Consider the following 13,908-nt stretch of genomic DNA (forward strand, 5'->3'; position numbering starts at 1 on the left):
CGCCTGCGCTTTCGCCTTCGCGTCCGCCTGGGCTTTCAACTGGGCGTCAGCCTCTGCCTTAGCATCCGCTTTTGCTTTTGCGGCTGCAGCTTCAGCCTGCTTCTGCTGAGCCGCCTGAGCATCAGCCTGCTCTTTGGCATCCTGCTGTGCCTGAAGACGCTCTTTTTCCATCTGTTTCAGACGCTGCTGCTCGGCCGCCTGCTTCTGCTGCAGCTCTTCCGCCTGCTGTTTAGCAGCTTTCTGACGCTGCTGCTCGGCACGCTTGCTGTCGCTCTGCTGATTCTGCTGTCGATTGTACTGCTCGACTACCGCGCCGGGATCGACCATTACGGCATCAATATCGCCACCGCCACCGCCGCTGCTGGCGTCGATGTGTTCGTCAAACGAGCTCCAGATCAGTAATGCAATCAGAAAGATATGCAAGATCACTGAAATGATGATGGCACGCTTTAACTTATCGTTTTGTTCGGCTACCTTCGACACTCTCGGTTCCCAAAAACGGTTCGAATGATTTAAATCGGCTGCGTCATTAAGCCGACAGACTTCACGCCTGCCTGATGCAGCAAGTTCAGCGCCTTAATGATCTCGTCGTAAGGCACGTCCTTCGCGCCGCCGATCAGGAACACCGTCTTCGGATTCGCCTCAATACGGCGCTGCGCTTCGGCAACAACCTGCTCAGGCGGTAACTGCTCCATCCGATCGTGATCGACCACCAGGCTGTACTGCCCCACGCCCGCCACTTCCACAATCACTGGCGGATTATCGTCGCTGGAGACAGTTTTTGAATCGGTTGCGTCCGGCAGATCCACTTCCACGCTTTGGGTGATAATTGGCGCTGTCGCCATAAAGATCAGCAGCAGCACCAGCAACACATCCAGCAGAGGAACGATGTTAATCTCGGACTTCAGTTCGCGGCGACCACCGCGACCACGTACTCTGGCCATGCTAACTCCCGCTCTTACTTGCTGTTCTCGCTGGAGAACGCCTGACGATGGAGAATAGCCGTGAACTCTTCCATAAAGTTATCGTAATTCTGCTCAAGCTTGTTCACGCGCTGGTTCAGGCGGTTGTACGCCATTACCGCCGGGATCGCTGCGAACAGACCGATAGCCGTGGCGATCAGCGCTTCTGCAATACCCGGTGCCACCATCTGCAGGGTGGCCTGCTTCACCGCGCCCAGCGCGATAAAGGCATGCATAATCCCCCACACCGTACCGAACAGGCCGATATACGGACTGATCGAACCCACGGTACCGAGGAATGGAATATGGTTTTCCAGCGCTTCCAGTTCACGATTCATTGAAATACGCATGGCGCGTGTCGCCCCTTCAACTACCGCTTCTGGCGCATGGTTGTTAGCACGATGCAGGCGGGCAAACTCTTTAAAGCCCGCATAGAAAATTTGTTCGGAACCGCCAAGTTCATCGCGACGGGCCTGGCTCTCCTGATACAGACGAGACAGTTCAATACCCGACCAGAACTTGTCTTCAAAGGCGTCAGCCTCGCGTCCGGCCGCATTCAGAATACGGGTGCGCTGGATGATAATTGCCCAAGAGGCGATGGAAAACCCAATCAAAATCAACATGATAAGTTTGACCAGAAGGCTAGCCTTCAGGAACAAATCAAGAATGTTCATGTCAGTCACTGCTTGAACTCCGCGACAATAGACTTGGGAAGCGCAATTGGCTTCATTAGATGTGGATTGATGCAGGCGATCAGCACTTCCGCTTCATTCAGCGTCCGGCCTTCTGCATTAACAATACGTTGTGCGAAAGTCATGGTCGTTCTGGTCATCTTCAGCACCTCACACTGCACTTCGAGAAGATCGTCGAGGCGCGCAGCCGCAAGATAGTCGACCGTGATCCGACGCACGACAAACGCGACCTGCTGTTCCAGCATCGCCTGTTGATTGAAATGGTGCTGGCGCAGCATCTCAGTTCGTGCCCGTTCATAAAAAGCGACATAGCTGGCGTGGTAAACCACACCGCCGGCATCGGTATCTTCGTAGTAGACACGAACCGGCCATCGAAACAGCGTTGTACTCACTCTGCATCCCGGTAATGCTTTTAAACGTTGCTACTATACGCAAGAGCATACGCCTTTGGAATGGATTGCCAGAGGGTAGAGAAAATAATTATCGTTTGGAAACAACTTAACGGATTTCGGGAGGAATCTTAGACGATTATTGACAGAAATGGAGCTAAAACAAGAGTGAGGGAGTCTGATTTGCCGGGCTGTCAGCTCAACAGCCCGGGCAAAATTATGAAAAGAAGAAAAACAGACCTGCCAGCAGCACAACCCAGGCCGGCAGCGGGGAGAAAAATGCCTGCCAGCGCAGACGGTGCTGACGGAATCCCACACCGTGGATCACCCCGGTACAAACAGCCCACATCATTAACAGCCCCTGCCAGATTTCCAGAGAACCGCTGTTAGCAGCAAACCGCCTCGGGTCCCAGAACATACAGCCTGCCAGCAGCAGCGCCATAATCAGGGAAAGAGCCCTCAGCGGGCTCTTATCCATCAGCTTATAAAGGCGAGTAATAACCTGCCCCATTACGGTTTTTCTTTTGCTTCGCTGTCTTCGATATGCTCAATAGCCAGCGCGGTGATGATGCCGAAGGCACAGGCCAGCAGCGTGCCGAGGATCCAGGCAAAATACCACATTGTTCAGCTCCTCAATCAGTAGAGAGAATGGGTGTTGGCTTCAATCTGCTCTTTGGTCAGGCGACCGAACATTTTGTAGTAACACCAGGTTGTGTACGCCAGAATAATTGGCACGAAGATAATGGCCGCCACGGTCATGATTTTCAGCGTCAGCAGGCTGGAAGTCGCATCCCACATGGTCAGGCTGATGTTCGGCACCGTGCTGGAAGGCATGATGAACGGGAACATCGCCACGCCGGCTGTCAGGATCACGCAGGCCAGAGTCAGGGACGAGGACACAAACGCCCAGGCTCCTTTCTCCAGTCGTGAACACAGGATGGTCAGCAGTGGCAGCACCACGCCCAGGGCTGGGATCAGCCACAGCACTGGCATCTGGTTGAAGTTCGCCAGCCAGGCACCAGCCTGACGGGTCACTTCTTTCGCCAGCGGATTGGAAGCCGCATTGTGATCCAGCGTTGAAGCCAGTACATAACCGTCAATGCCGTACATTACCCAGACGCCCGCCAGCACGAAGCACACCAGCATCACCAGCGACGAAATTTGCGCCGCTGCGCGGGAGCGAATATGCAGCTCACCCACGGTACGCATCTGCAGATAAGTCGCACCCTGCGTCAGGATCATGGTCAGGCTGACAATACCAGCCAGCAGAGCAAACGGGTTGAGTAGCTGGAAGAAGTTGCCGGTGTAGAACAGGCGCAGGTACTCATCAGCATGGAAAGGCACACCCTGCAACAGGTTGCCAAACGCCACGCCAATCACCAGCGGCGGCACGAAGCTGCCGATGAAAATGCCCCAGTCCCACATGCCACGCCAGCGCGTGTCGGCAATTTTCGAGCGGTAGTCAAAGCCCACCGGACGGAAGAACAGAGAGGCCAGCACCAGGATCATTGCGACATAGAAGCCGGAAAACGCAGCGGCGTAGACCATCGGCCAGGCAGCAAACAGCGCGCCACCCGCCGTGATCAGCCAGACCTGGTTTCCGTCCCAGTGAGGCGCAATACTGTTAATCATAATGCGGCGTTCGGTATCGGTGCGCCCGAGGATGCGGCTCAGCATGCCGACCCCCATATCAAATCCGTCAGCAACGGCGAACCCGATCAGCAGCACGCCAATCAGCACCCACCAGACGAAACGCAACAGTTCATAAGTGATCATTTAAAAGCTCCTGTCTCAGCGTGCCGGTTGGGTGGCAATGTCTGATTGTTCGAAGTGGTAGCGGCCGGTTTTCAGGCTGCTTGGCCCCAGACGTGCAAACTTGAACATCAGGTACATTTCCGCAATCAGGAACAGCGTGTACAGTCCGCAAATAAGGATCATTGAGAACAGCAGATCGCCTACGGTCAGTGAAGAGTTCGCTACTGCCGTTGGCAGCACCTCACCGATCGCCCAAGGCTGACGGCCATATTCGGCGACAAACCAGCCTGATTCGATCGCAATCCACGGCAGTGGGATACCATACAGCGCACATTTGAGCAGGAAGGTACTCTTGCCGATGCGGTTGCGGATCACCGTCCAGAATGAGCAGCCGATAATCAGCAGCATCAGCACGCCGGCACCGACCATAATGCGGAAGGAGAAATAGAGCGGCGCTACGCGAGGTATTGAATCCTTCGTCGCCTGCTGGATTTGCGCTTCGCTGGCATCAGAGACGTTAGGGGTATAACGCTTCAGCAACAGGCCATAGCCCAGATCTTTCTTCGAATCGTTGAAAGCAGTACGCACAGCCTGATCGGTATTACCGGAACGCAGCTGTTCGAGCAGGTGATAAGCCTTCATGCCGTTACGGATGCGGACTTCATGCTGTTCCATCAACTCTTTCAGGCCGGTTACCTGCTTATCCACCGAACGGGTGGCAATCAGGCCGAGTGCCCATGGGATTTGGACAGAATAGTTATTTTTCTGTGCGTCCTGATCGGGGATGCCAAACAGGGTGAAAGAAGCCGGCGCGGGCTGAGTGTCCCATTCGGCTTCAATGGCGGCCAGCTTGGTTTTCTGCACGTCACCGATTTCATAACCGGACTCATCACCCAGCACGATAACGGAGAGGATAGCGGCCATGCCGAAGCTGGCAGCAATAGCGAAGGAGCGTTTGGCAAAAGCGATATCGCGACCGCGCAGCAGGTAATAAGAGCTGATGCCGAGAATAAACATCGCACCGCAGGTGTAACCCGCCGCCACGGTATGCACGAATTTAACCTGTGCCACCGGGTTAAAGATCAGGTCGGCGAAGCTGACCATTTCCATACGCATGGTTTCGAAGTTAAATTCTGACGCGACCGGATTCTGCATCCAGCCGTTAGCGACCAGGATCCACAGTGCGGAGAGGTTGGATCCAAGAGCCACCAGCCAGGTAACAGCCATATGCTGCACTTTACCCAGGCGATCCCAGCCAAAAAAGAACAGACCCACGAAGGTGGATTCCAGGAAGAAGGCCATCAGTCCTTCAATCGCCAACGGTGCTCCGAAAATGTCACCAACATAGTGCGAATAATAGGACCAGTTGGTTCCGAACTGGAACTCCATGGTCAACCCGGTTGCCACGCCCAGCGCAAAGTTAATGCCAAATAACTTGCCCCAGAACTTGGTCATGTCTTTATAGATCTGTTTGCCAGAGAGCACATACACCGTTTCCATAATGGCCAGTAAAAACGCCATACCGAGCGTTAACGGGACAAACAGGAAATGGTACATAGCCGTCAGAGCAAACTGTAAGCGCGACAGTTCGACAATATCAAACATCTTGACTCCTTGCTCCTCGCACGAGGGTGTTGACACAGTGACGCCGCCTGCGGACGGAGCACCGGTCAGTGCCAGTAAATTCTGAAAAAACCTGTCATGGTGATAATAGCAAGAGGGTTAACTCTCTATTAGCCACCAAAATTTAACAAATAAAGCAATGAATTGGACTTTGGATTACAGCGGTATACTACGCCGTTATACGCCCTTGATAAACCATGAAATGTGATAGGTAAAATAATTTAACGATCCAAATCAAATTCATTATTAAGCGCTGCCATCGGCTTTTTTGATGCAGAGCAATTTAATCGAAAAACAATTTTTTAATCCAGCAATAACAATTGATTTAGGTCTCATTTTTTTGATCTGGGTTAATGTTCCATACTGGGTGGTATGCAAGGCAGGCTCGCTTGTTAATATATTGTTTTTATGATTATAGAAATGAGTTATTTGAATAATAATTACCTGGAAATTTTAACCTGATAATCTCACGTTAATCTGCAGTCATTCATCAGCAACGAGCGATGTTCACTTCCCTGTTGCCCGTCATGGTACCACAATGGTAATTCTAGTCAGGTTTTACAAAATTGCTTACCCTTTATCCACTTAAAGCTCATTTTCTGAACCACAGACAAATAAAGGCCGCCCGCAGGCAGCCTCAGACAACATGATGTCTCAGGGGAGCTGACCGGTTCAGCGCCGCGAGTTGTCTGTACTTTTCCCCATCCGCAGACTGAACGTGCGAGACTCACAGGGGCGCACGCGACTGAAGTGCCCCGGCCTTTCTGTCTGGACCGGCAAGGGTGTTTCATCCATTGCCGTCTCCAGCCAGCTGATCACTGGCCTACTCACCGCCAGAGAACCTTCGCCAGACTGGCGTTCATCCGGATTGAATACCTGCACCAGCAGTTCCTCCCGATCTTCTGCCTTCTTCAGCGCGCTGAGCGTGCAGCCTGTGGTGGACAGGGTCAGCAGGCTGAAAGAAGACGGTGTGGTGAAACCGTCTGTTGTCAGTTTCTTTGCAGAAATCCCAGCGTCATTCGCAGCATCGCGGCTTCAAATTCGTCACTACCCAGTAACGGGGTCGCTCTCAATGCCGCCTGCCTCATGACTTCAGTCAGCATATGTGTCAGGACAAATATTTCAGCTGGATTTAACGAAGCGCTCTCTTCGTGGGATGCATTCCAGACCTCAATAACAGCTTGCGCCACATAGCCAGACGGTGCAGGCAAGCCATGTTCTGCAGCAGCCAGGATCAGCGCACGAACCAGTTTTTGCTCCGGAAGACGGTGAAGAACAAAAGCCTGGTGCAACGCGCGAACAATCATCCGGATTTTTTCTTCTGCCGTTTTATTTTCATGGTTTATCAGCAACTGATTAATACTTTGCCGGATTTGCTCACGCTGCCGATCAATAAGGGCAACGATGATGGCCACTTTGTCAGGAAAATACTGATAAATGGTGCCGACAGAAAACCCGCTCCGGCTGGCCAGGTAATTTGTCGTCAGTTTACGGCTTCCTTCCTCAACCAGAATCTGAGCAGTGGTGTCCAGAAGGGTTTCAACCGTGTTTACTGAGCGGCACTGAGAAGGTTTTTTTCTTAGAATATCATTCACTTAAATTTATCGCCTGCAGAAAGATGCTTGCTAGTTAAAGCGAGTATTAAACCTGAAAAACGCTCAGTATGATTGACAGCGCGGAGGCTTTTCCTCACCCCGCTCTCCCAATTGACTCAAGAGGTCACTGATGCCATTTTTACCTGAATACCTGTTGCGGCGCTATGCACCACTGCTGTTTTTGGCCGGAATGATGTTACGCACTGTCCCTGCGGCAGCGGCGATGCCTTTCCCTGACCATGCAACAGACTCTTCATCTGCACAGATCATCGCTGCCGGATACCGCTTTAAGCAGGCAAACATTAATAACATCACGCTGAGCTATGCTGAAGGGCCGGACAATGGCCCTCCTCTGGTGCTGCTTCACGCTCAGTTACTGGATCTGAACAGCTACTATAAGGTGCTGCCTGAGCTGGCAAAATCCTTTCATGTTTATGATATTGACTATCCCGGCCACGGCCAAACCCGCACGCCACCAGATTATCCGATGACAGCCCGACAAATTGGAGGAGATCTTGGGGAGTTTATCCGCACAATGATTAGACAGCCGGTATATATCTCCGGGAATTCGTCAGGTGGGCTTCTGGCCGTATGGCTGTCCGCCAATCGCCCCGCCTTGATTAAAGCGGCGTTACTGGAAGATCCGCCTCTGTTTTCATCGGAGTATCCACGGATTAAACAAACCATTGCCGATCGCGCCTTCAAAACCAGTTTTACTGCCGCCACCCGGGATCATCCCACTGATTTTCTGTTGTACTGGATAAAGGGCAACGCGCCATTTTTCCGCAAAAATGTCGGCCCCGGCACCCCCTTTCTGTTGACACAGGCCGTCCGAGCCTGGCGCTTGCGCAACCCCGGCAAACCACCAGAACTAAGCAGGATCAGCAATGACACGGTAAGAATGCTTATTCGCGGACTGGATCAATACGATCCGAAATTTGGAGCCGCCTTTTATGAAGGCAGTTGGAACCAGGGTTTCGATCACGCCCAGGCTCTTGCCAGCATTACCTGCCCGGTAATGTTGATGCAGGCAGACTACTCTGTTCTCGCGGACGGTACGCTGGACGGCGCGATGGATCAAGCAGAGGCCAACAGAGCCATGTCTCTGCTTAAAAAGGGAACTTACCTTCGTGTTAATGCGACGCACGTGGTGAATCTTGATCATCCTCAACGCTTTCTGGAGGCCGTTAACACCTTTTTTCTCGCCAGGAAACAATGAGTTGATAAATGTAGTGCCGGGCCAAAAAAAAGGCCACCTCAGGGTGGCCAAGATAATTCAGACACAGATTATTTCTGAGGTAGTACGGCTTTTACTGCGTCGCCAATATCAGCAAGGCTACGAACAGTTTTCACGCCGGCCGCTTCCAGCGCAGCAAACTTCTCGTCTGCCGTGCCTTTGCCGCCCGCGATGATCGCTCCGGCATGACCCATACGCTTGCCTTTCGGCGCGGTCACACCAGCGATGTAACCCACCACCGGCTTGGTGACGTGCTCTTTGATAAAGGCGGCCGCTTCTTCTTCTGCGCTGCCACCGATTTCGCCGATCATCACAATCGCTTCGGTCTGCGGGTCTTCCTGGAACAGTTTCAGGATATCGATAAAGTTTGAACCCGGGATCGGGTCACCGCCGATGCCCACGCAGGTAGACTGGCCGTAGCCGATGTCGGTGGTCTGCTTAACGGCTTCATAGGTCAGGGTGCCGGAACGGGAAACGATCCCGATGCGGCCTGGTTTGTGAATGTGACCAGGCATGATGCCGATTTTGCACTCGCCTGGGGTAATCACACCCGGGCAGTTCGGGCCAATCATGCGCACGCCAGCTTCATCCAGTTTTACCTTCACGGTCAGCATATCCAGCGTCGGGATACCTTCAGTAATAGTGATGATCAGTTTGATGCCAGCTTCAATCGCTTCCAGGATACCGTCTTTGCAGAATGGTGCCGGAACGTAGATAACAGAAGCCGTTGCGCCGGTAGCTTCCACTGCCTCACGCACGGTGTTAAACACCGGCAGGCCCAGGTGCTCGGTGCCGCCTTTGCCCGGGGTCACGCCACCAACCAGCTGCGTGCCATAGGCCAGCGCCTGCTCGGAGTGGAATGTGCCCTGTCCGCCGGTAAAGCCCTGGCAGATTACCTTGGTGTTTTTATCGATCAAAATGGACATTATTTACCCTCCGCTGCGGCAACAACGCGCTGCGCCGCGTCGCTCAGGCTGGTTGCTGCGATAATATTCAGACCGCTGTCCGCCAGTTTTTTGGCACCCAGCTCGGCATTGTTCCCTTCCAGACGCACCACCACTGGCACGCTGACACCCACTTCTGCTACCGCGCCGATGATGCCATCAGCAATCAGGTCGCAGCGCACGATGCCGCCGAAGATGTTCACAAATACCGCTTTCACCGCGTCGTCAGACAGGATGATTTTGAAGGCTTCGGTCACGCGCTCTTTGGTTGCACCGCCGCCTACGTCCAGGAAGTTAGCTGGCTGGCCACCGCTCAGCTTAACGATGTCCATGGTGCCCATCGCCAGGCCTGCGCCGTTAACCATACAGCCGATGTTACCTTCCAGCGCCACGTAGTTCAGCTCCCACTGCGCTGCATGCGCTTCACGGGAGTCTTCCTGGCTTGGATCGCGCATTTCGCGCAGCTCCGGCTGACGGAACAGGGCATTGCCATCGGCACCCAGTTTGCCGTCCAGGCAGATCAGATCGCCCTGTTTAGTGATCACCAGCGGGTTGATCTCTACCAGCGCCAGATCGCGCTCCAGGAACATGGTCGCCAGACCCATAAAGATCTTGGTGAACTGACCAACCTGCTTACCGGTCAGACCCAGTTTGAATGCCAGCTCGCGGCCCTGATAAGGCTGGGGACCGGTTAACGGATCCAGCGCCATTTTGTGGATCAGGTGCGGGGTTTCTTCCGCCACTTTCTCGATCTCCACACCGCCTTCAGTAGACGCCATGAACACCACGCGACGGGAGCTACGGTCAACAACCGCGCCCAGGTACAGCTCCTGATCGATATCGGTAGCGGCTTCAACCAGAATCTGGTTAACAGGCTGGCCGTTGGCATCCGTCTGGTAGGTGGTCAGGCGTTTGCCCAGCCAGTGCTCAGCAAAAGCGCGGATCTCTTCTTTGCTTTTAACTACTTTCACGCCGCCCGCTTTGCCGCGGCCTCCGGCATGAACCTGACATTTCACGACCCACGGGCCGGCACCAATCTTGGAGGCGGCTTCTTCAGCTTCACGTGGTGTGGTGCAGGCATAACCGGTTGGTGCCGGTAAACCATACCGTGCAAACAACTGTTTTGCCTGATATTCGTGTAAGTTCATGATGATAATCCACTCAGGTCGGAAAAAACTCGGCCGGGTCCGGCAGTTTGCCTGGTCGGCCACACGTAGGGTTGGGTGCGGTACAAGGGCGCACCCGACAGGGATTAAACGTCCAGCAGCAGGCGGGACGGATCTTCCAGCAGTTCTTTGATTGCCACCAGATAGCTGACGGACTCTTTACCGTCGATCAGGCGGTGATCGTAAGAGAGTGCCAGGTACATCATTGGCTGGATGACAACCTGACCATTGACGGCCATTGGGCGGTCTTTAATCGCGTGCATCCCCAGAATGGCGCTCTGCGGCGGATTGATGATTGGCGTGGACATCAGCGAACCAAACACACCGCCGTTAGTGATGGTGAAGTTACCGCCGGTCAGTTCCTCAACGGTCAGCTTGCCGTCACGGCCTTTCACCGCCAGCTCTTTGATTTTCTTCTCGATGTCGGCCATACCCAGCGCGTCAACATCTTTCAGAACCGGCGTCACCAGGCCACGTGGAGTGGATACAGCGATGCTGATGTCAAAATAGTTGTGGTAAACAACATCATCGCCATCAATAGAAGCGTTCACTTCCGGGAAGCGTTTCAGTGCTTCCACTACCGCTTTCAGGTAGAAGGACATAAAGCCAAGACGCACGCCGTGACGCTTCTCGAACGCTTCGCCGTACTGCTTACGCAGGCTCATGATCGGCTGCATGTTCACTTCGTTGAAAGTGGTCAGCATCGCGGTGCTGTTTTTCGCTTCCAGCAGACGCTCGGCCACGCGCTTGCGCAGACGGGTCATTGGTACGCGCTTCTCGCTGCGACCCGCCAGTGCAGGAGCAGGTGCGGCAGCAGCAGCTGGCGCTTTCGACTCGCTCGCTTTGGCTTCTGGTTTTTTCGCCAGATGATTTTCAATATCTTCACGGGTCAGACGACCACCGACACCGGTGCCTTTGATGGCGGCCGGATCCAGGCTGTGCTCGGCAATCAGTCGGCGGATAGCCGGGCTGAGAGCATCATTACTTTCATCGGACAGCGAAGCGTTCTGACGCTGAGCCGGGGTGGAGTCTTTTGACTCCGGCTTCGCAGAGCTCTCTTTGCCGCCGCTGTTGCCCTCTTTCAGGCGACCCAGCGCCTGTCGGGAGGTGACGGTTGCGCCTTCGTCTTCCAGGATGGCATCCAGCACGCCATCGGCAGAAGCCGGAACTTCCAGCACCACTTTGTCAGTTTCGATTTCCACCAGCACTTCATCGCGCTTAACGGAATCACCTGGTTTTTTGTGCCAGGTTGCCACGGTGGCATCGGCAACGGACTCAGGCAGGTCGGGAACGAGGATATCTACGCTACTCATTATTTTTCCTTTAATTAATTAACGTTCAGCGCGTCATTGACCAGATCTTGCTGCTGCTGCTGGTGAACGGACATATAGCCAACTGCCGGGGAAGCCGAAGCGGGACGACCGGCGTAACGTAATGAAGCTCCAAAAGGTACCACTTCGCGGAAATGATGCTGACTGCAGTACCATGCCCCCTGATTGAGTGGCTCTTCCTGGCACCAGACAAAATCGTGCACGTGCGAGTACTGCTGCAGCTTGTCCTGCACCGCTTTATGCGGGAACGGATAGAGCTGCTCAATACGCACGATGGCCACATCGGTCTGCTCGTTTTTGCGGCGTTTTTCCAGCAGGTCGTAATACACCTTGCCGGAGCACAGCACTACGCGCTTCACGCCTTTCGGGTCGATCTCGTCGATCTCGCCGATGGCCGGCTGGAAGCCGCCGTTTGCCAACTCTTCCAGAGAAGAGATTGCCAGCGGGTGACGCAGCAGCGATTTCGGTGACATCACCACCAGCGGACGGCGCATCCCGCGCAGCGCCTGACGACGCAGCATGTGGTAAACCTGAGCCGGGGTGGATGGCACGCAGACCTGCATGTTCTGCTCGGCGCAGAGCTGCAGATAACGTTCCAGACGGGCGGAGGAGTGCTCCGGACCCTGACCTTCATAGCCGTGCGGCAGCAGCATTACCAGGCCACACATCCGGCCCCACTTCTGCTCGCCGGAGCTGATGAACTGATCGATAACGACCTGTGCACCGTTAGCAAAGTCACCGAACTGCGCTTCCCAGATGGTCAGCGTGCGTGGCTCAGCCGTCGCGTAGCCGTATTCAAAGGCCAGTACCGCTTCTTCAGACAGGACGGAGTCCCAGACTTTGAAGGTACCCTGACCGTTGTGCACGTGCTGCAGCGGGGTGTAGGTGGAACCGTTTGCCTGGTTGTGAATAACCGCATGACGGTGGAAGAAGGTTCCGCGTCCCATATCCTCGCCGGAGAGACGGCACGGAATGCCCTCGTCCACCAGCGTGGCGTAAGCCAGGTTTTCTGCCGCACCCCAGTCGAACATTTTGTTGCCCGCCGCCATTTCAGCGCGATCGTTATAGATCTTGGCAACGCGCGACTGCATTTCGATGGCTTCCGGCACCGTGCTGATGCGTTTTGCCAGCTCCTGCAGACGTTTGAAGTCGAGGGTGGAAGGATAGCTTTCATCCCACTCATGGTTCAGATACGGCGACCAGGTGAAGGAGTGCAGGCTCATTGGACGCCATTCCGGCACCACGCAGTCGCCAGCGTCCAGCGCATCACGATACAGGTTGACCATTTCCGTGGCATCTTCCAGGCTGGCAACCTTTTCGTTTTCCAGCCGGTCAGCATAGATCTTACGCGGCGTCGGGTGTTTCTTGATTTTCTGGTACATCACCGGCTGAGTCGCACTTGGCTCATCGGCTTCGTTATGGCCGTGACGGCGATAACACACCAGATCGATAAACACGTCGCGTTTAAAGGTGTTACGGAAATCCAACGCCAGACGGGTAACAAAGGCTACCGCTTCAGGATCGTCAGCATTAACGTGGAAAATCGGTGCCAGCACCATTTTACCGATATCGGTACAATACTGCGTCGAGCGGGCATCTTTCGGATTGGACGTGGTGAAACCGATCTGGTTATTGATCACGATACGGACGGTCCCGCCCACTTCGTAGCCACGCGCCTGAGACATGTTCAGGGTTTCCTGAACCACGCCCTGACCGGTCACCGCCGCATCACCGTGGATGGTGATTGGCAACACTTTATTGCTGCTCGGTTCGTCCAGGCGATCAAGACGCGCACGGACCGACCCCATCACTACCGGGCTGACGATCTCAAGGTGCGACGGGTTGAACGCCAGTGCCAGATGCACCATACCGCCTTCGGTTTCCACGTCGGAAGAGAAGCCCATGTGGTACTTCACGTCGCCGGTACCAAGGTGCTCTTTGTGCTTACCGGAGAACTCGTCGAACAGATCCTGCGGCTTTTTGCCCAGCACGTTAATCAGCACGTTCAGACGTCCGCGGTGGGCCATACCCAGCACCACTTCACGGGTTCCGCTCTTGCCTGCGTGACGGATCATCTCGTTGAGCATCGGCACCAGTGCATCGCCACCTTCCAGCGAGAAGCGTTTCGCGCCCGGGAATTTGGCCCCCAGGTAACGCTCAAGCCCTTCCGCTGCGGTCAGCTGCTTAAGAAAGCCTTTTTTCTCATCAGTTGAG

Annotated in this window: 15 protein-coding genes; 1 reads left to right on the plus strand and 14 read right to left on the minus strand. The window is 54.4% G+C overall.

Going from position 1 to position 13,908, the window contains the following annotated elements:
* From tolA to GSQ70_RS05530, 10 genes are all read right to left on the minus strand, one after another.
* Positions 1 to 483: cell envelope integrity protein TolA (tolA, locus tag GSQ70_RS05485; protein WP_158785230.1), on the minus strand; the 483-nt coding region annotated here is incomplete at its 3' end.
* 29 nt (positions 484 to 512) lie between these two features.
* The gene (tolR, locus tag GSQ70_RS05490) at positions 513 to 944 is read right to left on the minus strand and encodes a colicin uptake protein TolR (RefSeq protein ID WP_158781615.1); all 432 of its coding nucleotides are present in this window, start codon (positions 942 to 944) and stop codon (positions 513 to 515) included.
* A gap of 14 nt (positions 945 to 958) precedes the next feature.
* Positions 959 to 1,636 carry a Tol-Pal system protein TolQ gene (tolQ, locus tag GSQ70_RS05495; RefSeq protein ID WP_199257224.1) on the minus strand — a complete coding sequence of 226 codons (678 nt, stop codon included), beginning with the start codon at positions 1,634 to 1,636 and terminating at the stop codon, positions 959 to 961.
* Positions 1,637 to 1,641: 5 nt separating this feature from the next.
* Positions 1,642 to 2,046, minus strand: a complete 405-nt coding sequence (gene ybgC, locus GSQ70_RS05500) for a tol-pal system-associated acyl-CoA thioesterase (protein WP_158781617.1) — start codon at positions 2,044 to 2,046, stop codon at positions 1,642 to 1,644.
* Between the two features lie 214 nt (positions 2,047 to 2,260).
* Positions 2,261 to 2,554 (minus strand): cyd operon protein YbgE, encoded by a 294-nt coding sequence (ybgE, locus tag GSQ70_RS05505; protein WP_158781618.1) that lies wholly within the window; start codon positions 2,552 to 2,554, stop codon positions 2,261 to 2,263.
* Entirely contained in the window at positions 2,554 to 2,664 is a 111-nt protein-coding gene (gene cydX, locus GSQ70_RS05510) for a cytochrome bd-I oxidase subunit CydX (protein WP_158781619.1), read from the minus strand. The genes ybgE and cydX overlap by 1 nt, the downstream gene beginning before the upstream one ends.
* A gap of 15 nt (positions 2,665 to 2,679) precedes the next feature.
* Entirely contained in the window at positions 2,680 to 3,819 is a 1,140-nt protein-coding gene (cydB, locus tag GSQ70_RS05515; RefSeq protein ID WP_158781620.1) for a cytochrome d ubiquinol oxidase subunit II, read from the minus strand.
* Positions 3,820 to 3,834: 15 nt separating this feature from the next.
* Positions 3,835 to 5,403: a cytochrome ubiquinol oxidase subunit I gene (gene cydA, locus GSQ70_RS05520; protein ID WP_158781621.1), complete on the minus strand. Its 1,569-nt coding sequence runs from the start codon at positions 5,401 to 5,403 to the stop codon at positions 3,835 to 3,837.
* 690 nt (positions 5,404 to 6,093) lie between these two features.
* Positions 6,094 to 6,303: a hypothetical protein gene (locus tag GSQ70_RS05525; protein ID WP_158781622.1), complete on the minus strand. Its 210-nt coding sequence runs from the start codon at positions 6,301 to 6,303 to the stop codon at positions 6,094 to 6,096.
* A gap of 107 nt (positions 6,304 to 6,410) precedes the next feature.
* Positions 6,411 to 7,016: a TetR/AcrR family transcriptional regulator gene (locus GSQ70_RS05530; RefSeq protein ID WP_158781623.1), complete on the minus strand. Its 606-nt coding sequence runs from the start codon at positions 7,014 to 7,016 to the stop codon at positions 6,411 to 6,413.
* Between the two features lie 130 nt (positions 7,017 to 7,146).
* Between GSQ70_RS05530 and GSQ70_RS05535 the strand changes: the two genes are divergently transcribed.
* Positions 7,147 to 8,235, plus strand: a complete 1,089-nt coding sequence (locus tag GSQ70_RS05535; RefSeq protein WP_158781624.1) for an alpha/beta fold hydrolase — start codon at positions 7,147 to 7,149, stop codon at positions 8,233 to 8,235.
* Positions 8,236 to 8,303: 68 nt separating this feature from the next.
* Here GSQ70_RS05535 and sucD read toward each other — a convergent pair whose 3' ends face one another.
* The 4 genes from sucD to sucA form a co-directional block, all read right to left on the minus strand.
* Positions 8,304 to 9,179 carry a succinate--CoA ligase subunit alpha gene (gene sucD / locus GSQ70_RS05540; protein WP_158781625.1) on the minus strand — a complete coding sequence of 292 codons (876 nt, stop codon included), beginning with the start codon at positions 9,177 to 9,179 and terminating at the stop codon, positions 8,304 to 8,306.
* Positions 9,179 to 10,345 carry an ADP-forming succinate--CoA ligase subunit beta gene (gene sucC / locus GSQ70_RS05545; RefSeq protein ID WP_158781626.1) on the minus strand — a complete coding sequence of 389 codons (1,167 nt, stop codon included), beginning with the start codon at positions 10,343 to 10,345 and terminating at the stop codon, positions 9,179 to 9,181. Before sucC ends, sucD begins: the two co-directional genes overlap by 1 nt.
* Positions 10,346 to 10,449: 104 nt before the next feature.
* Positions 10,450 to 11,676 (minus strand): 2-oxoglutarate dehydrogenase complex dihydrolipoyllysine-residue succinyltransferase, encoded by a 1,227-nt coding sequence (odhB, locus tag GSQ70_RS05550; RefSeq protein ID WP_158781627.1) that lies wholly within the window; start codon positions 11,674 to 11,676, stop codon positions 10,450 to 10,452.
* Positions 11,677 to 11,690: 14 nt separating this feature from the next.
* Positions 11,691 to 13,908, minus strand: a 2,218-nt coding sequence (sucA, locus tag GSQ70_RS05555) for a 2-oxoglutarate dehydrogenase E1 component (RefSeq protein ID WP_158785231.1), incomplete at its 5' end; no start/stop codon positions are given.

This window comes from Pantoea sp. BAV 3049 (assembly GCF_009765445.1).
GTDB lineage: Bacteria > Pseudomonadota > Gammaproteobacteria > Enterobacterales > Enterobacteriaceae > Erwinia.